This window comes from Pseudomonas sp., from assembly GCF_041601375.1.
In the GTDB taxonomy this organism is placed as follows: Bacteria; Pseudomonadota; Gammaproteobacteria; order Pseudomonadales; family Pseudomonadaceae; genus Aquipseudomonas.
The window spans coordinates 1-24,221 of record NZ_JBFIIG010000004.1; the positions used below are offsets into that span (position 1 = coordinate 1).

Below are 24,221 nucleotides of genomic sequence, written 5' to 3' on the forward strand. Positions count from 1 at the left end.
AAGCCGTCGAGCAATTGCCGGGCGACGCTCAGCGCCGCCTGCAGCACGGTTTCGTTGAGGATGACCACCGACACCGTGGCCTTGCTGACGCCGTCGAACTGGGTGGTCGACTCGCCGTCCGCGCTGTCCGCGCGGCGACCGCCGACGATGATCGGTCGGCTGATGGAGTGCTGCCGGTACTGATCGACGAAGTCCAGCAGCGGCTGCACCCCCAGGCCATGGAGAAACACCGGCTCGTGGTGTTCGAGCACCCGCACGCCGGCCAGCACGCCCTGCGGGTCCATGCCGATGAGCAGACGGATGGGCTTGCCGGAGAAACCCTGCAGGTTCGAGTAGTCGCTGGACTCGAAGGCGTAGCCGAGCAGTTCGTCGAGCTGGTAGACGCTGTAGACCGGCGGCGTCGCCTGCTTGGGCTCGATCCGCGTGGCCTTCGGGAACAGTTGCTGGATCTCCTCCTGCAGCGCCTCGGCGGCCAGCGGCTGGCTGAACAACGCACACACCAGCACCAGCACCCGCAGGTAGGCAAAGCGGCTGAAGCAGGATGGCATGGCGCGCCTCGTCGGTAGTGTCCCTGCAGCCATGCTATCGAGCGTGCCGCCGGGCGCCATGCGACTTGCCGGCAGGTCAGGCGCTACTTCAGTCGTAGAAATGGCCATGTCGCGGCGCTTGGGCTTCTTGCGCGTGATCAAGCGTTTATTGGCCCGAGCGGAGTAGCCTTGGGACGACTGCCGCACCAGCAGGAGCGAACATGGCCAAGAAATTCCCCTTACAGCCACCCCACCCCGAGCGCATCTGCTGGGGCTGCGACCGCTATTGCCCGGCGGGCTCGCTGGATTGCGGCAACGGTTCCGAGCGCACCATGCACCCGGCCGAAATGCTCGGCGAGGACTGGTACCTGTTCGGCGACTGGGGTATCGAGGCGCCAGGCGAGCCGAAGAAGCCGGAGGACGAGCCGCTCTGAGTCGTCAGCGCAGCGACAGCCCGCCAGCTTTTCTACCGCGCCGGTGAACCCCGGTGCACTGCCTGCGGGTAGGGCGGCCTCGGCGCGCAGCGACAGCCCGCCAGCTTTTGTGTCGCGCCGCCGAGCCAGTGGTGCACTGCCTGCGGCGAGTGACACCCTACAGACCGTGGATTGCTCCATATCTCGGATTGCCCCAGATCGTAGGGCGGCCCTGGACGCCAGCCGCTCGGAACACAACGACAGCCCGCCAGCTTTTGTACCGCGCCGGTGAACCACGGTGCACTGCCTGCGGCGAGTGACACCCTACGGAACGTGGATTGTTCCAAATTACAAGGTCTGTCCGTAGGGCGGCTTCGGCGCGCAGCGACAACCCGCCAGCCCGTACCGCACAGGTGAAACCAATGGTGCACTGCCTGCGGCGAGTGACACCCTACGGAACGTGGATTGTTCCAAATTCCATGGTCTGTCCGTAGGGCGGCCTCGGCGCGCAGCGACAGCCCGCCAGCTTTTGCACCGCGCCGGTGAACCACGGTGCACTGCCTGCGGCTGTGGAGGAGTCCATATACACCCTACAGACCGCGGATTGCTGAAGTGCCCCCCGGCCATCGGCAGCGCATCTCGCCGCTCGACGGTTTGCGTCGGCCTGCAGCAAGCCGCAAACGCCGGCCCTCGGGTAGAATGCGCCCTCTCCCGCCACTATCAGCGCCTCGCCCATGACCGATTCGGCCCAGCACATCGTCCCTCGCGTCGCCATCATCGGTGGCGGCCCGGCCGGGCTGATGGCGGCCGAAGTGCTGGCGCTGGCCGGGGTCCGGGTCGAGCTGTATGACGCCATGCCCTCGGTCGGGCGCAAGTTCCTGCTGGCCGGGGTGGGCGGGATGAACATCACCCACTCGGAAGCCAAGCCGGCGTTCCTCGCGCGCTATGGCGAGCGCCGCGAGGAGATCGCCCGGCTGCTCGCCGAGTTCGATGCCGATGCCTTGCGCGCCTGGATTCACGGCCTGGGCATCGACACCTTCGTCGGCACCTCGGGGCGAGTCTTCCCAACCGACATGAAGGCCGCGCCGCTGCTGCGCGCCTGGCTCAAGCGCCTGCGCGAACTGGGCGTCACGCTCCACACCCGCCAGCGCTGGCTGGGCTGGACGGCCGACGGCGCCCTGCGCCTCGCCACGCCCGCCGGCGAAACCGCAGTGCAGGCCGACGCGACCCTGCTGGCGCTGGGCGGCGGCAGCTGGCCACGGCTCGGTTCCGACGGCGCCTGGGTGGCGCTGCTGCAGGCACGCGGGGTCGAGATCGCGCCGCTGCAGGCGAGCAACTGCGGCTTCGAGGTAACGGGCTGGAGTGCGTTGCTGCGCGACAAGTTCGCCGGCGCGCCGCTGAAGAACGTCAGCCTGCGCCTGGACGACGAAACGCCGCGCCAGGGCGAATTCGTCCTGACCGCCGGCGGCGTCGAGGGCAGCCTGGTCTACGCGCTGTCGGCGCCCATCCGCGAGCGGATCAACCGCCAGGGCACGGCCACGACCTATCTCGACCTGCTGCCGCAGAGCCCGCTGGGCAAGCTGCAAAGCGCACTGGCCAAGCCGCGCGGCTCGCACTCACTGGCCAAGCACCTGCACCGCCAGGTCGGCATCGACGGGGTCAAGGCCGCGCTGCTGCGCGAACTGGCGCCGGCCGACTGCTTCGCCGACCCCGTCCGCCTGGCCGCCGCACTCAAGGCGTTGCCGCTGACCCTGGTCAAACCGCGGCCGCTGGACGAGGCGATCAGCACGGCCGGCGGCGTGCCCTTCGAGGCGCTGGATGCGCAGCTGATGCTCAAGCAACTGCCCGGGGTGTTCTGCGCCGGCGAGATGCTCGACTGGGAGGCCCCGACCGGCGGCTACCTGCTCACCGCCTGCTTCGCCAGCGGCCGGACGGCCGGGCTGGGGATGCTGGAGTGGTTACGCAGCGTAGGGTGCGCCGCGCGCACCTAATACACTGATCATCCAGAGTCCGATCATGCACCCCGTCACCTTGGTACGCACGGCGCACCCTACTACGGTTGAGCGCAGCTACGGTTGAGCGCAGCGATACCCATCGCTGCCTGGCCCAAAACTCATCATCGCTCGCGGCCACCCACGAAGCTGAATGCCTGCGGGGCGATGGCGGGTTACGCGGTGCGAAAACCTGGTTCGGCTCGAATGCAACTTGCCGCTAACCCGCCCTACGGGAGGGGCGGCGCGCTCCTCGTCGGGTCTACGGCTTTCTGCCGCCCTTGGCCGGTTTGCCGCCGAAGCTCGGCACCTTGCGCACGGCCTTGACCGCGGGGGCGGCGGGTTCGTCGCTTTCCATCCAGCGCCCCAGGCTGCCGCCTTTGCCGCCGCCGACCACTTTCGGCTTCTTGGCTTTCTTCGGCTTCTTCACCACCTGGCCGCCGGGCAGGGTCTGCGGCACGCGGTGGTCGGGAATGAAACCCGGCTCGTCGATGCGTTGCAGCACCTGCTGGGTCAGGGTCTCGATGGCCGCCAGCAGCTCCACCTCGTCGGCGCAGACCAGCGACACCGCCTGGCCCGTGGCGCCGGCACGACCGGTGCGACCGATGCGGTGCACGTAGTCTTCGGCGACGGTCGGCAGGTCGAAGTTGACCACCAGCGGCATGTCGTCGATGTCCAGGCCGCGGGCCGCCACGTCGGTGGCCACCAGCACCTTGACCTCGCCATCCTTGAAGCGTTGCAGGGCGCGCTGGCGGGTGGCCTGCGGCTTGTCGCCGTGAATCGCATCGGCGCTGATGCCGTGGCGCTGCAGCTCCCCTTCCAGCTCATCGACGCCCTTGCGGGTCTTGACGAACACCAGGGCCTGACTCCAGCGCTTGCTCTGGTACAGGTGCAGGAACAGCTCGCTCTTGCGCTTCTTGTCCACCGGCGTCAGCCACTGCTTGACCGACTTGGCCGCCGCGTTGCGCGGGCTGACCGAGATGCTCAGCGGCTCGTGCAGCATCTCGCTGGCCATTTCACGAATGGCTTCGGAGAAGGTCGCGGAGAACAGCAGGGTCTGGCGCTTCTTCGGCAGCGCGGCGAACACGTCCTGCAGCTCGCGGGCGAAGCCCAGGTCGAGCATGCGGTCGGCCTCGTCCAGCACCAGCACCTGCAGCTGGTTGAACTTGACCGCGTTCTGCCGGTACAGGTCGAGCAGGCGCCCGGGGGTGGCGACCAACACGTCGAGGCCCTTGCGCAGCTTCATCATCTGCGGGTTGATGCTGACCCCGCCATATACCGCGTAGCTGCGCAGCGGCAGGTGCTGGCCGTAGGTCAGAAAGCTCTGCTGTACCTGTTCGGCCAGCTCGCGGGTCGGCACCAGCACCAGGGCGCGCACCGAGTTGCTGGCAACCTGCGGGCCTTCCATCATCAGCCGCTGCAACAGCGGCAGAGCGAAGCCGGCGGTCTTGCCGGTGCCGGTCTGCGCCGCGGCCATCAGGTCCTGGCCCTTGAGGATCGGCGGGATGGCCTGGGCCTGCACCGGGGTGGGGTTGGCATAGCCGAGACCGTCGAGGGTGCGCAGCAGGGGCTCGATCAGGCCGAGGGAAACGAAGCTCATGAGGGTAACCAGTACAGGGAGTCTAATAGGCGAACCAGATTGCGTGAAAGCTACTGCGCTCGGTTATTCAGCGTTGAAAACAGGCTCGAGACGCTCATTTACAACCAGTAAACTGCGCTTCCTCGCCTGTTTTTGCCTTGCCTAACCTTCGCTCGCTACGTTTTCACGTAACCTGGAATGCGCGCAGTTTACCCTGCCCGGGGCCGACCTTCGCGTTTCTGTTGCGCGGGGCGCGCGATTGGCTTATCGCCCAAGGGACAGGTAGGGTGAGCGTCTATTATTCATGACTGAACGGAAATCGACGGACCATGCAGATGACATCGAGATACGGCTTCGGCGGGCGCATGGCGACCTTGCTGGTCATGGCAGCGCTGCTCAGCGGCTGCGGCATCAACAACATTCCCACCTACGACGAACAGGTCAAGGCCGCCTGGTCCCAGGTGGAGAACCAGTACCAGCGGCGTGCCGACCTGGTCCCCAACCTGGTGGAAACCGTCAAGGGCTTCGCCAAGCAGGAGCAGGACACTCTGGTCGCGGTGACCGAGGCGCGGGCCAAGGCCACCTCCATCCAGGTAGACGCCAGCACCCTGGACAACCCGGAAAAAATGCGCCAGTTCCAGCAGGCGCAGGAGCAACTGACCGGCGCCCTGAGCCGGTTGATGGCGGTTTCCGAGCGTTATCCTGACCTGAAGTCCAACCAGAACTTCCTGGCGTTGCAGTCCCAGCTGGAAGGCACGGAAAACCGCATCGCCGTGGCCCGCCGCGACTTCATCACCTCGGTCGAGCGCTACAACACCGAGATCCGCACCTTTCCCGGGCGCATCTGGCATAGCCTGATGTACAGCGACATGCCGCTGCGCGAGAACTTCGAGGCGACCACACCGGACGCCGAGAAAGCGCCGGAAGTGAAATTCTGATGGCAGTCACGCTACGTCTGCCACTGGTCCTGCTGCTGTGCGCCTGGGCCTGGATGGCCCAGGCGCAACCCGAGTTCCCACCGCTCAGCGGGCGGGTGGTCGATCAGGCCGAGCTGCTCGATGCGCCAACCGAGGCCCGTCTGAGCCAACTGCTGGCGGCGCACGAGCAGGCCAGCGGCGAGCAACTGGTGGTGGTCACCCTGCCAAACCTGCAAGGCGTTGCCATCGAGGACTTCGGCTACCAACTGGGTCGACACTGGGGCATCGGCCAGAAGGGCGAGGACAACGGCGCCCTGCTGCTGGTCGCCCGCGACGAGCGCAAGCTGCGCATCGAGGTCGGTTACGGCCTCGAGGGACGCCTGACCGATGCGCAATCCTCGGTGATCATCAATCAGATCATCACCCCGGCCTTCAAAGCCGGTGATTACGCCAAGGGCATCAGCGACGGCGTGGCGGCGATCATCCAGGTGCTCGGCGGCGAGCCACTGGCCGCCAGCCCGCAACCGGAGGATAAAAAGGCCAAGGCGATCCCCTTCTTCGTCTTGCTGCTGCTCGTCATCGGCATGCTCGGCGGCGGACGCGGTGGCCGGCGTGGCCTGCTGCTCGGCGGGCTGTTGGCCGCAGGCATGGCCAGTGGCGGCTCGCGCGGCGGTTTCGGTGGCGGCGGTGGCGGATTTGGCGGTGGCGGCGGTGGTTTCGGTGGCGGCGGCGCTTCCGGCGGCTGGTAATTCAACTCAACGAGTAGACAGACCCCATGGCTTTACTGAATGAAAGCGAACAGCGCCAGGTCGCCGAGGCGATCAACGCGGTCGAGCGCGAGACCGATGCCGAACTGATCACCGTACTGGCGGCCCAGGCGGACGACTACACCTATATTCCGCTGCTCTGGGCCAGCCTCGTGGCACTGCTGCTGCCCGGCGCGCTGAATTACTTTTTCGCCTGGCTGAGTGCCCAGGAGCTGCTGCTGGTGCAGTGGCTGACCTTCGCCGGGGTGAGCCTGCTGCTGCGCATCCCCGCGCTGACCACCCGCCTGATCCCCCGCGCCGTGCGCCACTGGCGCGCCTCCAACCTGGCGCGGCGGCAGTTTCTCGAGCACAACCTGCACCACACCACTGGGGCGACCGGCATGCTGATCTTCGTCTCGGAGGCCGAGCACTATGTGGAAATCCTGGTCGACCGCGGCATTTCCAGCCGACTGCCCGACGCGACCTGGCAGGCCATAGTCGCGGACTTCACCCAGCGGGTGAAACAGGGCCAGACCCTGGAAGGCTTTCTCGGCTGCATCCAGGCCTGCGGCGAGCAGCTCAAGCAGCACGTGCCGGCCAGCCACGAACGCAACGAACTGCCCAACCACCTGGTGATCCTGCCCTGACAATTTCAGGCAATCGTAGCGCTGCTGCCGGGCCGAAGGCTGAAAGGGCCAGCAGCGCTATCTACACCACCCCGCTTATTAGCAGCGGCTGTTCAATCGCCCTGCTTACGGTTGATTGAAAAGTCTTTGTTCACCACCCGGATTTCTCGCTGCGGGAAGGGTATTTCATAACCATGTTCTTGTAGCGCTTCCAGAATCATCAACAGCAGGTCACCGCCCACACGGTTCTTACCGTCGTCGATGCCTTCCATCCAGAATTCGACGAACATGTTGATGCCGGAATCGCCAAAGCTGTCTATTTCACAATCGGGACGTTCCTCGAACGGCACCGCGTCGCCGCTGAACACCTGTGGGTGGCTGGCAACTACCGCCTTGATAATCTCGACCAGTTTCCTGATGTCGGAATGATAAGCGACCGAGAAATCGACCCGATAACGTTGACTCTTGTCCTTGTGCGTCCAGTTGGTAAATATTTCGGCGATGAACTTTTCGTTCGGCACCACAATATCTTTGCCATCGAACGTTTCCAGCGTGGTGGAGCGCATATTCAACTCGCGCACAATACCGGTGCGCCCGTCATCGAGCTCGACATAGTCGCCAATCGACACGGAGCGGTCCAACAGGATGATAATCCCGGATATGAAGTTGGACGCAATTGCCTGCAGTCCCAAGCCAATACCGACACCAATCGCCCCGCCAAACACCGCGAGCGTGGTCAGGTTGATGCCCATCACCTGAAGGATCAACAGGGATATCAGGAAGAATATCGCCACCTCGAAAAGTTTCGCGGCCACTTCACGGGTCCGTATATCGAGGCTTTCCTGATGAGCGATGAATGTTCGCCCGGTTTTGCTGCTGATGCGCCCGAGCCAGAACAGCAGCGAACCGAAAATGGCCACGCGGGCGATACCGTAGACTGAAATCTCAATATTGCCGATGTTGACCGATATGGACTCGAGTATTGCGACCAAGTCACCCAGGATACCGAGCAGGTGCAGAAACAACAGCGGCATGCCCAGCCATTTGAATACCTCGGCCGCCAGCCGGTTCTGCACAAAGTTACGGATGACCGAATAAAACAGCAGCAATATGGCAACGGTCAGCGCTGACTGCACCAGCCAACCCTGATGCAATACACTCTCACTCACTTCAACGGATATTCGCAACATCAAGATCGCGAGTACCGGAAAAATCAAACTGCCTACCTTGCCAATGAATTTACGCACGGGATGAGTGGCCGCCTCTTCCCGACTTACATCGAGGAAGGGGGCATATTTCCTGATGCGATTAGCCAGGACCCAGGCAACCAGGTAGATCGTGAGAATAATGCCAACTTGCGTATAGATTTCCGGCTGGGAAAATGCCGCGCGGGCTGTATCGACAATGCTGTTAACCAGTTGAATGAGCTCGTCTATTATCATGTTGGCAACCTTGTATTCGACCTAATAGACGAGCCAGTCCCTCGACGTGTTGCTGTCGGGTTCCGGCTCAAGCGACAAGCGAACTACCAAACAGCCTAGTTACCCCTCACGCAAGCGTTGCAGTGTCTGCATCATCTTGGCCGCGGGGACCTTCTGTAGGCTGCACAGCAACGCATGGGAAACCCCGGCGATGCCATGGCGCTCGCGCAACAGCGCGGCCATGAAGCAGGTCAGGTTGGCCGCCATCTCCGCATCGGCCAGCGCACGGTGCGCCTGGCCGGTGTCCGGCAGTTGCGCCCAGCGGTTGAGGGTGCCGAGCTTGTGGTTCGGCGCCTGCGGCAACAGGCGTCGCGCCAGCAGCAAGGAACAGGCGAACGGCTGCAGGCGTTTACGCCGGATCAGCGCCAGTTCGGCGTCCCAGAACTTCTGGTCGAAGGAGGCGTTGTGCGCCAGCAAGGGGATGTCGCCGACGAAATCCGCCACCTCGTTCATCACCTGCGCCGCCGGCGGGGCGTTGCGCAGCATGGCGTTGCTGATGCCGGTGAGCTGTTCGATGAAGGGTGGCACCCAGGCGCCGCTGTTCATCAGGCTCTGGTAGCGCGCCACTATCTGCCCGCCTTCGACGATGACCACGCCGATCTCGGTGGCGCGCGCCTGCTGCGCCGGCGACATGCCAGTGGTTTCAAAATCGAGGACGGCTATCGGGGCTTCGAGCATTTATCGGTTTCTCAACGACTGATTACTTAACGACCAGGAGGCTGGCCTGTGTAGGACGCGTGGGGCCGCCTAGACCGTGCGCACCACTGACAATCGGGTGTCAGGTGCGCACGGCGCACCCTACGAGCCGGTATCAGCGAAACAATAATTCAGAGACAGCACACCAGCTTCTCAGCAACGACTAGCTGCGCAACAACAGCGCGCCTTCGATCGGCACATAGCGGCTGGCCGCCCGCACCAGCGACTGCGCCGTCAGCCCCGGCACGCCGTAGGCCACGGCCTCGACCCCGTAGCTGCTGCGGATCTTCTCCAGCAGCAGATCGAAATCGCCATCGCCGGACGCCAGCACCACCTCGTCGACCCGCGGCGCGGTGTCCATGATGTCGATGGTGATGCCCACGTCCCAGTCGCCCTTGGCCGAGCCGTCGCTGCGCTGGATATAGGGCTTGAGCTTCACGGTAAAACCGAGGTTGCGCAGGATCTGCTGGAACTGCTGCTGCTTGGCGTCGCCACGGTCGATGGCGTAGGCATAGGCCTCGACGATCTGCCCGTGCTGGCTGATGTCGGCCCACAACGCGGCGTAGTCGAAGTGGCAGCCATAGGCCTGGCGCACGGTGTAATAGAGGTTCTGTACATCGGCGAATACGGCGATTTTCTTCACCGGTAATCCTCTTGGGGTAACAAACGCCGGCCAGTATGCCAGATCCACCCGGTCCACTTGCCCGCCTGCGCAACCCGGGCGCGCTGAACTTGGAGCGCATGGCCGTGATCGGCTAGAGTGGCGCCCTGCTCACCCGACCACGACCCCTGCCCATGAATGCATTTCACGTCCTGCGCGATGCCTGGTTTTTCTTCAGCCACAACCTGCAAGCGATCGCCCGCCTGTGCTTGCCTCTGGTGGTACTCGAAGCGGTGGTGCAGCAGGTCGTCAGCGCTCGGTTCGGGGTCGAAGCGGCGGTGGGATACAGCATTCTGGTCGGCCTGCTGTTCTATCCGCTGTACACCGCGGCGCTGATCCTGTTCCTCGATGCGCGCAGCCGGGGCGAGGCGCCGGCCAACCGCGACCTGCTCGCCGCCAGCCTGCGCCTGTGGCCGGGCTTTGCCCTGCTGGCGGGCCTGAGCACTCTGGCGATCATGCTCGGCGCCTCGCTGTTCGTGCTGCCGGGCCTGTGGATCATGATCAAGCTGGCATTCGCCGAGTACCTGCTGGTGCTGCGTGGGCTGAGCCCGATAAAGGCGCTGCATGAGAGTTTCGAGCTGACCAGCGGCTACTTCTGGCAGATTCTGACCTGTGTACTGTCCGTCATGCTGCCCCTGTGGCTGTTGTCCTGGGCCAGCCAACCGGCCGAGGGCGCGCAACCGGACGTGCTGCTCAGCCTGCTGCTCGACAGCGCCAACGGCTTTCTCCAGCTGTTCGCCAGCGTGGTGCTGTTTCGCCTGTTCATGCTGCGCGCTACGCTGCCGGCAGAGGAATAAATTCGGACTAGGCTGTTAGGGGTTAATCTCAACGGAGCTTCCCATGGCCGATACCAACCCCAGCAGCCTGTCGCATGTATCGCTCGGCACCAACCAGTTCGCCCAGGCCGTGGCCTTCTACGACCGGGTACTGCCAACCCTTGGCTGCAAACGCATTCTCGCCCACCCCGGGGCGGTGGCCTATGGCCGCGAATACCCGGAGTTCTGGGTGCAGACGCCAATCGATGGTCAACCGGCGACTGTCGGCAACGGCACTCACTTCGGTTTTGTCGCGGCGGACAAGGACGCCGTGCATGCCTTCTACCAGGCCGCACTGGACGCCGGAGCAGTCGGCGAAGGTGCACCCGGGCCGCGCGCCGAATACGGCGAACCCTATTACGGCTGCTTCGTCCGCGACCTCGACGGGCACAAGATCGAAGCGACGTACTGGGACCTGGAACAGGTCTATGAGCTGTATATCGAGCCGGCCGAAGACTGAGCCCCTCGCCTACTGCGGCAATCTGCAGACGGCCCCGAATCTGGAGCAACCCGCGATCCGTAGGGTGTCACTCGCCGCAGGCAGTGCACCATTGGCCACTCGGCGCGGTACACATCCGGCGGGCTGTCGCTGCGCTCCGAGGCCGCCTTACGGACAGGGCCACAGAATCTGGAACCATCCACGATCTGTAGGGTGTCACTCGCCGCAGGCAGTGCACCACTGGCCACTCGGCGCGGTACACAGCTGGCGGGCTGTCGCTGCGCTCCGAGCGGACGGCGCCCCGACCGCCCTACCCGCAGGCAGTGCACCACTGGCGCGGCGGCGCGACACAAAAGCTGGCGGGTTGTCGCTCCGATCGGAGCGCCGCCCGGACCGCCGTTCAAGCGCGGCGCGGGCGCTGCGGCTTCATGCCGGACAGGCGCGGCAGCAGCAGCCGCTCGAACAGGCGCGGGAAGAAGCGCGCCAGGATGCGCGCGCGCCAGTCGACGTTGGACAGGATCAACAGCCGCTTGCGCTTGAGCGCCGCCCGGTAGATGGCTTCGGCGACGTCCTGCGGCGAGGCGACCTTGCCCATCGCCAGTGGCGGCTGCGAGGCCACCGAGCCGTCACCGACCAGGGCGTTCTTGCGCAGGTCGGTGGCGGTAAAGCCGGGGCAGACCAACATGACATTGACCCCGCTGTCCTTGAGTTCGTAGCGCAGGGTCTCGAACAGGCCGTGCAGGGCATGCTTGCTGGCGTTGTAGGCGCTGCGATAAAGCAGCGGGGCGAAGCCGGCCAGCGAACTGAGTACGATGATCTGCCCAGAGCGGGCAGTCAGGCTGGGCAGCGCCGCCTTGGTGCAATGCAAAGCGCCGAAGTAGTTGATCGCCATGACCCGCTGGAACACCGCCAGCTCGGTCTCGGCGAAGCTGCTGCGGTGGGTGACCCCGGCATTGTTGACCAATACGTCGATCCCGCCGAAACGCTCGACGGCCAGGGCGACGGCACGCTGCACCGCCTCGGCATCGGCGACGTCGCAGACCAGCCCCAGCGCCTCGGCGTTGTGATGATCGGCCAGGTGTTGCACCAGGCTGTCCAGCGCCTGCTGCTGCAGATCCAGAATCACCAGGCGCGCGCCGGCCTGGGCCAGGCGCACGGCCAGGGCGCGGCCGATACCGGCGCAGCCGCCGGTGATCAACACCACCTTGCGATCGAATACTTTACTGGCGAAGACCTTGCGGTACATGGTTTGCCCCCCGGCTGTGCTGTTGGTACTACAGCTTGTTATGGCTGCCGTCGCAACAGGGCGGCGACTGGGTATGCTTGCAACCGCAAAAGTACAGGGTATCGCTCTGTTCGGCATGGAATTTCAGCGGCGTGATACCCGTCCCCTTATGGCTGCCATCGCAAAACGGCTGGCTGGCGCTACGCCCGCAACGGCACCAGAAATAGTCTTTTCCGCTCTGCACCTCGACGGCAAAGGGACCTCGTTGGGCAATCAGCGGCTCGGTCATGCTGGCTCCTCGGTTCACCATACGCATCCTCACCAGCACAGTCGGCGGCACCAGGCCTCAGCCATCTGTTGCACGCCAGCCTCCCGGTTTTTTTCAGCATAGCCCACGCACGCCCAGGGCGGGCCCTGCGCCCTGCGTACCCCACAGGCTGCCAGCCTCGCTATTTGCCGCAGCCCAACGCACTGCTCAACGACCCGCTCCTGGCGATCCGCCAACACCGCACCAACACCCACAGCGCCGCCCTGGAAATGCTCCAGCGCCGCCGCGCCGACTTCCTGCTGGACTACCAGCTCCCAGTGGAGCAGTCCCGACTGCGCCTGGGCATGCGCGAGCTGCCCTATGTACAGTTGCAACGCGTGCCCTTGAAGCTGATCGTCTCGCGCCACGTCCCCGACGCCGAAGCGCTGCGCGATGCACTGGATCTGGCCTACGAGCGTTTGCAGGCCGCCGGCGAGGATCTGAGCCTGGATTGAGACCCTCGCCATCGATCTGCTGTTTTTGTAGGCGCGACCGGGCGGCCCCCGCTTCAGCCGCGAAGCTTTTGCTGTGCATCGACGAATTCGCGGCTAAAGCCGCTCCTACAGGTGCCTATGGGCCGGCAGGATTTCATCGTTCCCACGCTCCGCGCATCGAAGCCAGGCGCCCCCGACCGGATGCCACCTCCGGCCAAAGCCCTACGCAATTCCCCTGTAGGAGCGGATCTATCCGCGAAGCTCTTTGATCGTTCCCACGCCTCCGCGCATCGAAGCCAGGCGCTCCCGGCCAAAGCCGTACGCAGCTCCCCCGCAGGAGTGGCCGGGCGGCGTTCCGTTTCAGCCGCGAAGCGCTTGCTGTGCCCGCGCCGCCGCCGAGGCGACGCCGGAGTTATTTGCGCGGCTTGGCCCGCGCGGTGGGTTCGGCGATCAGCGGGTCGTCCGGCCAGTAGTGCTTGGGGTAGCGGCCCTTGAGGTCCTTCTTCACCTCGGCGTAGGTGCTGCGCCAGAAGTTGCCCAGGTCCTGGGTCACCTGCACCGGCCGCCGCGCCGGCGACAGCAGGTGCAGCTTGACCACTTGCCGGCCGCCAGCGATGCGCGGCGTCTCGGCCAGGCCGAACAGTTCCTGCAGACGCACCGCCAGCACCGGCGGCTGCTCGTTGTAATCCAGGCCGATGCGCGAACCGGACGGCACTTGCAGGCTGCGCGGCGCCAGTTCCTCGAGGCGCTGCGGCAGCGGCCAGGGCAACAGATTCTTCAGCAAACCGGACAAATCCAGATTGGCGAAATGGCTGAGGCGCTTGACCTTGCCCAGGTAGGGTTGCAGCCAATCCTCCAGGCTGGCGAGCAGCGCCGCATCGCTGACATCCGGCCACTCGCTGACGCCCTTGGCGGCCAGATCCAGCGCACGCAGCAGGGCCACGCGCGCCTGCCACTGGCGCAGTTCCGGGGTCCAGGACAGCAGCGCCAGGCCCTTGCGCCGCACCAGGCCGAGCAAGGCGCGGCTGCGCGCGGCTTCATCCAGGCCGGTCAACGGCTCGCGCTCGAGCACCAACTCGCCGACCTTGCGCTGGCGTTCGGCGCGCAGCACGCCTTCGCGCTCGTCCCAGTCCAGCTCCTCGTGCACGCTGACCTGCTCGGCCAGCACCGTCTCGAACAACTGCGGATCGAGATCGGCGGCCAGGTAGATGCGTTCCTCGCGCTGGCCCTGACGGCTGCCGAGATCGGCCAGCACCAGCCATTCTTGCTTCATCAGCGCATCGGCCTCGGCGAACAGCGCCGCGCGGCCGTTGGCCAGGCGGTATTCGGCGCCACCCGCGCGGCGCTGCTGGGCCACCCGGTCGGGGTAGGCGAACGCCAGCAGGGCGCCGAGCCAGCGCGGATGTTCGGGGTCGGCAACCGGAGTGCTTACTGGGGTGCGCTTGAGATAGCCGAGGAACTGCCGGGCCAACTGGCGCGCCCGCTGCACCCCGCCTTGGCCGGCACTCCGCTGGCTGCCACGCGCGGCCTTGCTCGCGCCGCCGAGCAGGGCCAGGCGGCTGTGCAAGTCCGCTCCCGCGCCTCTCAGAATGTCACGTTCGCCGAGCAAGGCGGCCAGGTCGCAGGCCAGCGCACCCAGGCCCAGCGCCTGGCCGCGCAGCAGCAGGTGGGCGATGCGCGGGTGCGCCGGCAGCTCGGCCATGGCCTGGCCATGGGCCGTCAGCAGCCCGCGCTCATCCAGCGCACCGAGGCGGGTCAGCAGCTCCGTGGCCTGGGCATAGGCCGCGGCCGGTGGCGGGTCGAGCCAGGTCAGTTCCGCGGGGGTCACGCCCCAGCGCGCCAGTTGCAGGGCCAGGCCGGCCAGGTCGGCCTGGAGGATTTCCGCCGCGCCGTAGGCTGCGAGTTGCTCGTGCTGGTGCTGCGACCACAGCCGGTAACAACTGCCCGGCTGCAGGCGTCCGGCCCGCCCGGCGCGCTGGGTGGCCGAGGCACGGGAAATGCGCTGGGTGTCCAGCCGCGTCATGCCGCTGCCCGGATCGAAGCGCGGCACCCGCGCCAGGCCGGCGTCCACCACCACGCGCACGCCGTCGATGGTCAGGCTGGTCTCGGCGATATTGGTCGCCAGCACCACCTTGCGCGTGCCGGCGGGCGCCGGTTCGATGGCCTTGCGCTGGGCGCTGAGGTCCAGTTCGCCATGCAGTGGACACAGGAGGATCTCGCTGCGCCCGGCCAGGGCCTCGGCCAACTGCTCGTTGACCCGGCGGATCTCCGCCTGACCGGGGAGGAACACCAGCAGGCTGCCCGGCTCGTCGGCCAGCGCCTGCAACACCGTCTGCACCACCCTGGGCTCGAGCCACTCGCCGGGTTGATAGGGCGCGCCCCAGCTCAGGTCCACCGGGAACATGCGCCCCTCGCTGCGCAGCACCGGCGCATCGTCGAGCAGCGCGGCCAGCTTCTCGCCTTCCAGGGTCGCCGACATCAGCAGCACCCTGAGCGCCGGCTCGCCCGAGTCCTCGCCGCGAAACATGCTGCGGCCATTGAGGCACAGGGCCAAGGCCAGGTCGGCATCCAGGCTGCGCTCGTGGAATTCGTCGAAGATCACCAGGCCGATCCCTTCCAGCGCCGGGTCGTCCTGCAGGCGGCGGGCGAGAATGCCCTCGGTGACCACCTCGATGCGGGTGCGCGGGCCGACTTTGCTGTCCAGGCGGATGCGGTAGCCGACGGTCTCACCGACCGCCTCGCCCAGCTCGCTGGCCAGGCGTTCGGCGGCGGCGCGCGCGGCCAGACGGCGCGGCTCGAGCATGATGATGCGTTGCCCGGCCAGCCAGGGCTCGTCCAGCAGCGCCAGCGGCACGCGGGTGGTCTTGCCGGCGCCGGGCGGGGCCTCCAGCACCGCCTCGTGGCGACTCGCCAGGGCTTGGCGCAGCGCAGGTAACAGGACGTCGATAGGCAGGGAATTCATGAAGGCTCCAGTCTGGCCGACGATTATAGCGGCGAACCGTCCGCCCGCTGCGCGGGTCTTGACTTGGTCAGCGCAATCAGCGGTTGTGAACATATCGAGCGCCGTCGCGAGAGCGTCTCCAGGCGTTCGCGGCAAGGCGCGCAGGGTGAAAAGCAGGAGAGTTTAGTGAGCTGAATGACTCTGTTTTTTCATCCAGCGCAACGTCGGCAGCGGGCGCCTTGAGGCGTTCGCAGTAGGCGGAATTTTTTTCACAGCCTCTCAGCAGTTTTGCCCCAGCCGGCTTGCTATAGTTGCGCCACTTTTGTCCGGAGGTATGCCATGCGCACCCAATACCGCGTTATCGGCGGCGCTCTTGCCGTCACCCTGCTCACCCAATTGAGCGCCTGCGGCACCCTGTTCTTCCCCGATCGACGCGGCCAGATCGAGGGCCGGATCGACCCGGTGGTGGCGGCGCTGAATGCCGTCGGCATCCTGTTCTACGTGATCCCCGGTCTGATCGCCTTCGGCATCGACTTCGCCACCGGCGCCATCTACCTGCCGAACGGGCACAGCGCCCAGGTCGATCCGCAAGAACTGCGCAAGGTCGTGGATGCCGAAGGCAAGATCGACAACGCCCGGCTCAAAGCCCTGATCGAGCAGCACACCGGCCACAGCCTGCCGCTCGACGACCCGCGCCTGATCCACAGCAGCGCCAGCGCCGAGCAACTGGCCGCCCATGGTCTGCGTCCGGCCGCCTGAGCCTGACCGGCCACACACCTGGCCTGGCCTCGGCCCGGCCTGCTAGCGAGAGCAAGACCCTGTGACCATACTGCCGCAGCATGCCCGCCTGATGCGTCAGGCCACCTTTGCGGCGCTGGCCGTGGCCTTGACCCTGGCCCTGGCCAAAGCCATCGCCTGGTGGTTGAGCGGCTCGGTCAGCCTGCTGGCCGGTCTCACCGACTCGCTGCTGGATGGCGCCGCCTCGCTGCTCAATCTGATCGCCGTGCACTACGCCTTGCGCCCGGCGGACGAAGACCATCGCTACGGCCACGGCAAGGCCGAGGCCCTGGCCGGACTCGGCCAGGCGCTGTTTATCGGCGTCAGTGCGCTGGTGGTCGGCGTGCATGGCGTGGAGCGCCTGCTCAACCCGCAGCCGCTCGGTGCGGCGACCCTGGGCATCGCGGTGATGCTGCTGTCGCTGGCGCTGACCGCCGCCCTGCTGCTGTTCCAGCGTCACGTGGTGCGCCAGACCGGCTCCACCGCGATCCGTGCGGACTCGCTGCACTACCGCTCCGACCTGTTGCTCAACGCCAGCATCCTGCTCGCCCTGCTGCTGGCCAGCTTCGGCTGGCCACAACTGGATGCGCTGTTCGGCATCGGCATCGCCTTCTTCATCCTCTGGAGCGCTCTGAGCATCGCCCGCGAGGCCTCGGCCGTGCTGATGGACAAGGAGCTGGCGCCGGAGCTCAGCGAGCGCATGCACCTGCTGGCCTGCGGCATACCCGGCGTGCTCGGCGTGCATGACCTGCGCACGCGCATGTCCGGCACCCACTGGTTCGTCCAGCTGCACGTGGAGTTGCCCGGCGAACTGAGCCTGCTGCAGGCCCATGCACTGTGCGAGCAGGTGGAGCATGCGATTCGCGCCGAATTCTCTCGCGCCGAAGTGCTGGTGCATGCCGACCCACTCGACCCGCCCAGCTCCTGATGATCGTCACGGTTGCGGCAAAAACCCACTAGTTGCGCGCCCCGCCTGGGGCACACCGCTGACCCTGCACGGGTTCCGAGCTTTAGTCGCGGCCACAGCCGAGCGAGCGACCAGGTGCAACCAGATGCACCGAAAACGCATTTCCCGCATATGCTGAAAGGGCGTATCAGCTCTGTGGAGCCGACCCCATGAAGAAGCCCAGCCTCGAGACGCTTTACCGCGAGCACCAGCCCGCCGCCATCGAAAAGCGCCTGAACAGCAAGAACAAGCCACAAATCATTTCCGATGCCGTACTCGGCGCAATAGACGGTTGCGTCACCACCTTTGCCATCGTCGCCGGCGCTGTCGGGGCCGGATTTTCCACCTCGGTCGCGTTGATCATGGGCTTCGCCAACCTGTTGGCCGATGGTTTCAGCATGGCTGTCAGCAACTACGAAGCGATCAAGGCCCAACACGAGTTCCGCGAACAGGCCCGGCGCATGGAGGAGGAACACATCGACAGGGTGCCCGAGGGCGAACTTGAAGAAGTCCGTCAGGTATTCTGCCGCAAGGGCTTCAGCGGCGACACGCTCGAGGAGATCGTCACCACCATCAGCCGGGATCGCCAGCTCTGGGTTGAAACCATGCTCATCGAAGAACACGGTCTGCAGAACGTCGAACTGGATCCTGTGCGCTCGGCCACCGTGACCTTCACGACCTTCCTGATCGCCGGCGCCATCCCGCTGCTGCCGTTGTTTTTCACCGGCCTGGGCATCCAGCGCCAATTCTTCCTGAGCACGGTCCTGGCCGCGGCAGTGTTCTTTTCCATCGGCATGTTGAAGAGCCTGGAGTTTGCCAAACCCACTCTGCGCGCCGGCTTTGGCACCCTGCTCACCGGCGGTACCGCAGCCGCCCTGGCCTACCTGACCGGTTACCTGCTGCGTTACGGCTTCGGCATCGAATGATGCAATGCCTGAACATCGCCCAGAAAAAAGGGAGACCTGGCGGTCTCCCTTTTTTCTTGCCTGGGGCAAGTGTCCGCTACTGGCAATTCTGTTGCCGCTTTCGTCGCCCGCCTGGTTGGGCAGTGCGGACCCGGGTGCCGTGACGGCCTGGTAAGGCCGGCGGCGCCGGTTCGCCTGATTGGGCGAGCCGGGTGGACGTGTCGTCCGGGCCGTGAAACTGAGGTAAAGATTACAGATACAGGCGCAGTTAAAGATTGCGAACATTGCCAATCTACACACAACTTGCGCAATTTTTAACTAACAGCGCATGATTATCAGCATTCAAATAATGAAAGCGCGCCAAACATGACCAGACTCGACCGCTACGACCTGAATATCCTTGCCGAACTGCAGCGCGATGCCACCCTGTCCAATCAGGACCTGGCCGAACGCATCGGCCTGTCGCCCTCGCCCTGCTCGCGGCGGGTCAAGCAACTGGAGGACGACGGCTACATCCTCGGCCAGGTCGCCCTGCTGGATCGCAAGAAGCTCGGCCTGACCCTCACCGCCTATGTCCTGATCGGCATGGACAAACACACCCCCGAGCGCTTCGAGCATTTCCAGCAGATAATCCGCCAATGCCCGGAGGTACTGGAATGCAGCCTGGTCACCGGCATGGATGCCGACTACCAGCTCAAGGTGGTCGTGCCGGACATGGATCATTACCAACAGCTTCTGCTCGGCACCCTGACCCGCATCGAGGGCGTTTCCAGCGTGCGTTCGAGCTTCGTCCTGCAGCAGATCCTCTCCAACACCCAGTTGCCGCTGCAGCACCTGCGCAATTGACCGGCACTTACCGACGGTCGCTGACAAACCAGGCCGCACGGGTATAATCGCCGGCGTTTAGCTGTGCCTTGTGCGGCCCGCCATAAAGAGCCTTGCGCTCAGACAATAACAATCGCCCCGCCCACCTCCTGCCCGTTCTGGCAGCACAGCCTCGTTTTGCCAAAGAGGTCACGATGGATCCGCAAGTATTCGAAGAGTTGATGATGACCGTGCTGGTCGGCGGCCTGGTGCTGTTCATGGGGTTCATCGTCTGGGACCTGGCGAAGAAGTCCAAGGCCGGACGCTTCGGCAGCATGATCCTGTTCCTCGCCCTGGGCCTGGGCGTGCTCGGTTTTGTCATCAAGACCGTGGTGATCGCCGGGATGGAAGGCGTCTGAGCCGTCGCTGAAACGGCCACGCGCCGAGGCCGCCCTACTGCCGTGAGCAATCCACGCTCCTTAGGCGGTCACTCGCCGCAAGCAGTGCAGCATGGATGATCGGCGCGACATAAAAGCTGGCGGGTTGTCGCTGCGCGCCGAAGCCGCCCTACCGCCCCGAGTCACCCTACGACCGGATCGTCTCGAAAAAACACGCACTACAAGCGCGCCTCGACCTCTTTCCACTCGCCGGGTTGCAGGCCGTCCAGGCTCCAGGGGCCGATGCCCACGCGCACCAGACGCAGGGTCGGCAGGCCCACCGCCGCAGTCATGCGCCTGACCTGACGGTTGCGCCCCTCGCGAATCACCAGCTCCAGCCAGGCGGTCGGCACGCTCTTGCGAAAACGCACCGGCGGGTTGCGCGGCCATAACTTCGGCTCATCCAGCACGCGCACCTCGGCCGGCAGGGTCGGCCCGTCGTTCAGCTCGACGCCCGCGCGCAGGCGCTGCAGCTGCTCGGCCGTCGGCTCGCCTTCCACCTGCACCCAATAGGTTTTCGCCAGTTTGTGTTTGGGGTCGGCGATGCGCGCCTGCAGGCCACCGTCATTGGTCAGCAGCAGCAAGCCCTCGCTGTCGCGATCCAGGCGTCCGGCCGGATAGACCCCGGGCACCGCGACGAAGTCCTTGAGGGTGGCGCGGCCCTGCTCGTCGTTGAACTGGGTCAGGACATCGAAGGGCTTGTTCAGCAGCAGCAAGCGCGGCTCGGCCGGCGGCGCCTTGGCCACCCGGCGGATGGCAGGCTTGCCAGCGGAGCGCGAGGGCGTGGCGGAACGGGGCGGGCGCGGCATGCAGGCTCCGGGAACAGAAAAAGGGGTGGCCAGTGTAACCGAGGCCACCCTTCGACCATCAACCGGACTTATGGGCGAGGCCTTCGCGGCCACGGGCGGCTATGCTGGCAAGGTTGTGTTTTGCATACCGAGGGAACCCGCATGAACGCCTCCGATTCCATACTCGACACCTTCACCGGCTGGGCCGCCACGGCACCCGGCGCGCCCCTCGAACCGCACAGCTATGACCCCGGCCCGCTGGGCGGCGAGGAGGTCGAGGTGGCGGTCGAGTACTGCGGCATCTGCCACTCCGACCAGTCGATGATCGACAACGAATGGGGCAACGCCCGCTATCCGTTCATCCCCGGCCACGAGGTGGTCGGCCGCATCGTCCGCCTCGGCGAGCAGGTGCGCGGCCTCGAACTCGGCCAGCGGGTCGGTATCGGCTGGTACAAGGGCAGCTGCATGCACTGCCACTCCTGCATGGAAGGCGCGCACCAGCTCTGCGGCTCGGTAAAACCGACCATCATCGGCAGCAACGGCGGTTTCGCCGACCGCCTGCGCAGCCACTGGGCCTGGGCCGTGCCGCTGCCGGATGGGCTGGACCCGAGCCTGGTCGGCCCGCTGTTCTGCGCCGGCTCGACGGTGTTCAGCCCGCTGCTGGAGTTCAACGTCAAACCCACCGACCGGGTCGGCGTGGTCGGCATCGGCGGCCTGGGTCATTTGGCCCTGGGCTTTCTCAACGCCTGGGGCTGCGAAGTCACCGCCTTCACCTCGTCGCTGAACAAGCAGGAAGAAGCCAAGCGCCTGGGCGCGCACAAGGTGGTGGCCTCGACCGACAGCGCGGCGCTCAAGGCGATCGCCGGCAGCCTGGATTTCCTCCTGGTCACCGCCAGCGCCGACCTGGACTGGAACGCGCTGATCGGCACCCTCGGCGGCAAGGGCCGCCTGCACTTCGTCGGCATAGTGCCGAGCGCCATCCCGGTGCATGTGTTCAACCTGATCCCGCGCCAGCGCAGCCTGTCCGGCTCACCGGTGGGCTCGCCCGCGAGCATGGCGACCATGCTGGAATTCTGCGCCCGCCACCAGATCCTGCCGCAGGTCGAGCTCTTCCCCATGAGCCGGGTCAACGACGCCATCGACCACCTGCGCGCCGGCAAGGCGCGCTACCGGGTGGTGCTGGACGCCAGCTGCTGAGCCGCACGCGACGCCTGCAGCGCATCCGCCAAACAGCTTCTAGACTGAGGTCTGGCGGAGTGCCTGCAAGCTTAGCGCTGCATTCCCTCCGGGACCGAGCCGCCACGGCCGGGACTTGTCTTTCGAGGCAGCGGCCACATGCGAGAGTTTATGTACGACCTGAGCAGCGTCCTGATCGCCGGCATCCTCTTCGCCTCCATGGCACTGCTCATCGAACTGGGCTATCGCGTCGGCCGGAGGTACCAACGCACCAGCGACGAACCGTCGAAGACCCAAATCATCACCATCCAGGGCTCGCTGATCGGCATCCTCGCCTTGCTGCTCGGCTTCACCTTCTCCCTCTCGCTGCAACGTTTCGACAGCCGCAGCGAGGCCGTGGTGAACGAAGCCAACGCCATCGGCACCGCCTACCTGCGTGCCCAGTTGCTGCCGGCATCGGTGCGCGAACCGACGCTCAAGGCGCTGGCCAGCTACCTGAACCTGCGGGTGCGGGCCGGCACGCTCAGCCTGGACCACGCCTATCAGCGCCAGGCCATGCTCGATCAGGCAAGCCAACAGCAGGCCCTGCTCTGGCGCTATGCCCTGCAGGCCGCCGGGGAGGCGCCTAACCCGGTCACCAGCGGCCTGTTCCTGGAGGCCCTGAACGAGATGATCGACGCCTACGGCACGCGGGATGCCACGCTCAATCGCCACGTCCCGGAAATCGTCCTGAGCCTGCTCTACACCACCTTCCTGATGGCCGGCGTCATCCTCGGCTACTCGGCCGGCGTCGCCGGCCACCGCGCGTCCTTCGCCACCTACATCATGGTCGGGCTGATCGTGCTGCTGGTGTTCCTGATCATCGACCTCGATCGCCCGCGGCGCGGCCTGATCCAGGTCAGCCACAAGAGCCTGGTCGACCTGGAGAACGCCATGGCCCAGCCCAGACCCGTGGCCCCCTTCCACGAGTTCATGCCGGGTAGCTCGGCCCCGCGCTGAGCCGTCCGCTCAACGGAACGGCGGCTCGTCGAAGCTGCGCAGCTTGCGCGAGTGCAGCGAGTTGAGCTGGCCGCGCAGCAGGTCGAGGGCGGCGATGCCGATGTGCAGGTGCTGGGTCACCGCCCGCTCGTAGAAGGCGCCGGCGGCGCCGGGCAGCTTGATCTCGCTGTGCAGCGGCTTGTCCGACACGCACAACAGGGTGCCGTAGGGCACCCGCAGGCGATAACCCTGGGCGGCGATGGTGCCGCTTTCCATGTCCACCGCCACGGCCCGCGCCAGGTTGATCAGCGGCCGCTCCTGGGCCCAGCGCAACTCCCAGTTGCGATCGTCATAGGTCAGCACGGTGCCGGTGCGCAAACGCCGTTTGAGGGCGTCGCCACGCTCGCCGGTGACGTGCGCGGCGGCCTCCTGCAAGGCCATCTGCACTTCGGCCAGGGCCGGCAGGGGAATGTTGGGCGGCAGCACCCGGTCGAGAATCCCGTCGCGGCGCATATAGGCGTGGGCCAGCACGTAATCGCCGATGGTCTGCGATTGGCGCAGGCCGCCGCAGTGGCCGATCATCAACCAGCAGTGCGGGCGCAGCACGGCCAGATGGTCGGTGATGTTCTTCGCGTTGGACGGGCCGACACCAATGTTCACCAGGGTGATGCCGTCGCCAGGACTGGCGCCCTGCAGGTGGTAGGCCGGCATCTGGTAGCGGTGCCAGACCACGGTCTCGATGATCGCCTGCATCTCGCCCTCGGCCATGCCGCGCTCGATCACCACGTTGCCCGGCAGCACCATGCGCACGAAACGCGAATCCGCCTGCAGCACATCCAGGCCATGGCGAATGAACTGGTCGACGTAGCGGTGATAGTTGGTCAGCAGGATCCAGGGCTGCACATGACGCCAATCGCTGCCGGTGTAATGCACCAGGCGGCGCAGGGAAAAATCCACCCGGGCGGCGTCGAACAGGGCCAGCGGCAATTGCTCCGCGCCCTCCCAGTCGTACAGGCCATCGGCTGTGCCGTCGTTGGCGGCGGACAGATCGGTGCTGGGGAACACCCGCGCCAGTTCGGCGGCGGTAATCCCCGAGCCGGCCAGCTCATCGCCATGCTCGACCACATAGGGATAGGGAATATTCTGCTGGCTGACGCCCACCTCGACACACACGGTAAAGTCATGCATCAGCGGCTGCAGTTGCTCCAGCAGGTAATTGCGGAAAGCCTCGGGGTGGGTGACGGTGATGCTGTAGGTGCCGGGCACCTGGACCTTGGCATAGGCACGCACAGTCGCGGGCGCCTCGCCCTGGCACAAATAAGTCAGACGCAGTTCCGGGTAGTGGAACTGACGCAGTTGTTCGGCGTCCGGCTTGATGCCTTCCTTGACATAGCGCTTGAGCGCCCGACTCAGGGCAGCGGTGGCCTGCAGATGGAGGGCGGCCAGGCGATCCACGGCCTCTTCGGCAGTAGTGGCGACGACGAAGTCTTCTGAACTGAGGGTCACGGCAGCTATTCCTGGCTGAATACACGCGCCTATCTTGCCCTGATCGCCGCGCCTTGGCATAGCGCGGCGTGGCTACTGCGGCCACCGCCTGAGAGCCTCCGGCAAC

At 65.7% G+C, this 24,221-nt stretch carries 24 protein-coding genes and 1 pseudogene; 15 read left to right on the plus strand and 10 right to left on the minus strand.

The window, feature by feature from the left end:
• Nucleotides 1–548 (minus strand): FMN-binding protein (locus tag ABZE94_RS01175; RefSeq protein WP_372873708.1); only part of this gene is annotated, 548 nt, incomplete at its 3' end.
• Nucleotides 549–748: 200 nt separating this feature from the next.
• Here ABZE94_RS01175 and ABZE94_RS01180 point away from each other — a divergent pair.
• Together ABZE94_RS01180 and ABZE94_RS01185 are read left to right on the plus strand one after the other, a co-directional pair.
• Nucleotides 749–961 carry a DUF3079 domain-containing protein gene (locus ABZE94_RS01180; RefSeq protein WP_372873709.1) on the plus strand — a complete coding sequence of 71 codons (213 nt, stop codon included), beginning with the start codon at nt 749–751 and terminating at the stop codon, nt 959–961.
• A gap of 713 nt (nt 962–1,674) precedes the next feature.
• Complete coding sequence (locus ABZE94_RS01185; protein WP_372873710.1) at nt 1,675–2,931, plus strand: TIGR03862 family flavoprotein; 1,257 nt, start codon at nt 1,675–1,677, stop codon at nt 2,929–2,931.
• Between the two features lie 262 nt (nt 2,932–3,193).
• On the opposite strand, the gene ABZE94_RS01190 is transcribed toward ABZE94_RS01185, so the two are convergent.
• A complete protein-coding gene (locus tag ABZE94_RS01190; RefSeq protein ID WP_372873711.1) occupies nt 3,194–4,531 on the minus strand; it encodes a DEAD/DEAH box helicase in 1,338 nt (445 codons plus the stop codon).
• A gap of 314 nt (nt 4,532–4,845) precedes the next feature.
• On the opposite strand from ABZE94_RS01190, the gene ABZE94_RS01195 reads away from it, so the two are divergent.
• Genes ABZE94_RS01195 through ABZE94_RS01205 form a run of 3 tightly spaced genes read left to right on the plus strand, consistent with a single transcriptional unit; the run spans nt 4,846 to nt 6,820 of the window.
• Nucleotides 4,846–5,448: a LemA family protein gene (locus ABZE94_RS01195; protein ID WP_372873712.1), complete on the plus strand. Its 603-nt coding sequence runs from the start codon at nt 4,846–4,848 to the stop codon at nt 5,446–5,448.
• Entirely contained in the window at nt 5,448–6,176 is a 729-nt protein-coding gene (locus ABZE94_RS01200; protein WP_372873713.1) for a YgcG family protein, read from the plus strand. Before ABZE94_RS01195 ends, ABZE94_RS01200 begins: the two co-directional genes overlap by 1 nt.
• Nucleotides 6,177–6,202: 26 nt before the next feature.
• Nucleotides 6,203–6,820 carry a TPM domain-containing protein gene (locus tag ABZE94_RS01205; protein ID WP_372873714.1) on the plus strand — a complete coding sequence of 206 codons (618 nt, stop codon included), beginning with the start codon at nt 6,203–6,205 and terminating at the stop codon, nt 6,818–6,820.
• Nucleotides 6,821–6,912: 92 nt separating this feature from the next.
• On the opposite strand, the gene ABZE94_RS01210 is transcribed toward ABZE94_RS01205, so the two are convergent.
• The 3 genes from ABZE94_RS01210 to ABZE94_RS01220 all read right to left on the minus strand — a co-directional run bounded on the left by ABZE94_RS01210 (nt 6,913) and on the right by ABZE94_RS01220 (nt 9,619).
• Nucleotides 6,913–8,241: a mechanosensitive ion channel family protein gene (locus ABZE94_RS01210; RefSeq protein WP_372873715.1), complete on the minus strand. Its 1,329-nt coding sequence runs from the start codon at nt 8,239–8,241 to the stop codon at nt 6,913–6,915.
• A gap of 99 nt (nt 8,242–8,340) precedes the next feature.
• Nucleotides 8,341–8,958 carry a PolC-type DNA polymerase III gene (locus ABZE94_RS01215; protein ID WP_372873716.1) on the minus strand — a complete coding sequence of 206 codons (618 nt, stop codon included), beginning with the start codon at nt 8,956–8,958 and terminating at the stop codon, nt 8,341–8,343.
• 181 nt (nt 8,959–9,139) lie between these two features.
• The gene (locus tag ABZE94_RS01220; protein WP_172150181.1) at nt 9,140–9,619 is read right to left on the minus strand and encodes an NYN domain-containing protein; all 480 of its coding nucleotides are present in this window, start codon (nt 9,617–9,619) and stop codon (nt 9,140–9,142) included.
• Nucleotides 9,620–9,771: 152 nt separating this feature from the next.
• On the opposite strand from ABZE94_RS01220, the gene ABZE94_RS01225 reads away from it, so the two are divergent.
• Both ABZE94_RS01225 and ABZE94_RS01230 read left to right on the plus strand, forming a co-directional pair.
• Entirely contained in the window at nt 9,772–10,434 is a 663-nt protein-coding gene (locus ABZE94_RS01225; protein ID WP_372873717.1) for a YciC family protein, read from the plus strand.
• A 43-nt stretch (nt 10,435–10,477) separates the two neighbouring features.
• A complete protein-coding gene (locus tag ABZE94_RS01230; RefSeq protein WP_372873718.1) occupies nt 10,478–10,912 on the plus strand; it encodes a VOC family protein in 435 nt (144 codons plus the stop codon).
• Nucleotides 10,913–11,291: 379 nt separating this feature from the next.
• On the opposite strand, the gene ABZE94_RS01235 is transcribed toward ABZE94_RS01230, so the two are convergent.
• Nucleotides 11,292–12,137: an SDR family oxidoreductase gene (locus tag ABZE94_RS01235; protein WP_372873719.1), complete on the minus strand. Its 846-nt coding sequence runs from the start codon at nt 12,135–12,137 to the stop codon at nt 11,292–11,294.
• A gap of 28 nt (nt 12,138–12,165) precedes the next feature.
• Nucleotides 12,166–12,405, minus strand: coding sequence for a CDGSH iron-sulfur domain-containing protein (locus tag ABZE94_RS01240; protein ID WP_372873720.1), 240 nt, complete (start codon nt 12,403–12,405; stop codon nt 12,166–12,168).
• A gap of 161 nt (nt 12,406–12,566) precedes the next feature.
• Here ABZE94_RS01240 and ABZE94_RS01245 point away from each other — a divergent pair.
• A pseudogene (locus ABZE94_RS01245) lies at nt 12,567–12,878 on the plus strand (bifunctional lytic transglycosylase/amino acid ABC transporter substrate-binding protein); the annotation flags it as partial.
• 391 nt (nt 12,879–13,269) lie between these two features.
• Here ABZE94_RS01245 and hrpB read toward each other — a convergent pair.
• On the minus strand, nt 13,270–15,819 hold the full coding sequence (gene hrpB, locus ABZE94_RS01250) for an ATP-dependent helicase HrpB (protein WP_372873721.1): 2,550 nt from the start codon (nt 15,817–15,819) through the stop codon (nt 13,270–13,272).
• A 318-nt stretch (nt 15,820–16,137) separates the two neighbouring features.
• Here hrpB and ABZE94_RS01255 point away from each other — a divergent pair, with 318 nt between their 5' ends.
• The 5 genes from ABZE94_RS01255 (at nt 16,138) to ABZE94_RS01275 (ending at nt 19,649) form a co-directional block, all read left to right on the plus strand.
• Nucleotides 16,138–16,557, plus strand: coding sequence for a polyribonucleotide nucleotidyltransferase (locus ABZE94_RS01255; RefSeq protein ID WP_372873722.1), 420 nt, complete (start codon nt 16,138–16,140; stop codon nt 16,555–16,557).
• A gap of 91 nt (nt 16,558–16,648) precedes the next feature.
• On the plus strand, nt 16,649–17,503 hold the full coding sequence (locus tag ABZE94_RS01260; RefSeq protein ID WP_372873763.1) for a cation diffusion facilitator family transporter: 855 nt from the start codon (nt 16,649–16,651) through the stop codon (nt 17,501–17,503).
• A gap of 188 nt (nt 17,504–17,691) precedes the next feature.
• On the plus strand, nt 17,692–18,447 hold the full coding sequence (locus ABZE94_RS01265; RefSeq protein WP_372873723.1) for a VIT1/CCC1 transporter family protein: 756 nt from the start codon (nt 17,692–17,694) through the stop codon (nt 18,445–18,447).
• A 345-nt stretch (nt 18,448–18,792) separates the two neighbouring features.
• A complete protein-coding gene (locus tag ABZE94_RS01270) occupies nt 18,793–19,272 on the plus strand; it encodes an Lrp/AsnC family transcriptional regulator (protein ID WP_090498953.1) in 480 nt (159 codons plus the stop codon).
• A gap of 173 nt (nt 19,273–19,445) precedes the next feature.
• Nucleotides 19,446–19,649 carry a DUF2788 domain-containing protein gene (locus tag ABZE94_RS01275; RefSeq protein ID WP_372873724.1) on the plus strand — a complete coding sequence of 68 codons (204 nt, stop codon included), beginning with the start codon at nt 19,446–19,448 and terminating at the stop codon, nt 19,647–19,649.
• 197 nt (nt 19,650–19,846) lie between these two features.
• Here ABZE94_RS01275 and ABZE94_RS01280 read toward each other — a convergent pair whose 3' ends face one another.
• On the minus strand, nt 19,847–20,413 hold the full coding sequence (locus ABZE94_RS01280) for a pseudouridine synthase (RefSeq protein ID WP_372873764.1): 567 nt from the start codon (nt 20,411–20,413) through the stop codon (nt 19,847–19,849).
• A 204-nt stretch (nt 20,414–20,617) separates the two neighbouring features.
• Here ABZE94_RS01280 and ABZE94_RS01285 point away from each other — a divergent pair, with 204 nt between their 5' ends.
• The gene (locus ABZE94_RS01285; protein ID WP_372873725.1) at nt 20,618–21,652 is read left to right on the plus strand and encodes an NAD(P)-dependent alcohol dehydrogenase; all 1,035 of its coding nucleotides are present in this window, start codon (nt 20,618–20,620) and stop codon (nt 21,650–21,652) included.
• Nucleotides 21,653–21,790: 138 nt separating this feature from the next.
• Nucleotides 21,791–22,630 (plus strand): hypothetical protein, encoded by an 840-nt coding sequence (locus ABZE94_RS01290; RefSeq protein WP_372873726.1) that lies wholly within the window; start codon nt 21,791–21,793, stop codon nt 22,628–22,630.
• 9 nt (nt 22,631–22,639) lie between these two features.
• Here the strand turns inward: ABZE94_RS01290 and amn are convergent, their stop codons facing one another.
• Entirely contained in the window at nt 22,640–24,115 is a 1,476-nt protein-coding gene (amn, locus tag ABZE94_RS01295) for an AMP nucleosidase (protein WP_372873727.1), read from the minus strand.
• Between the last annotated feature and the right edge of the window lie 106 nt (nt 24,116–24,221).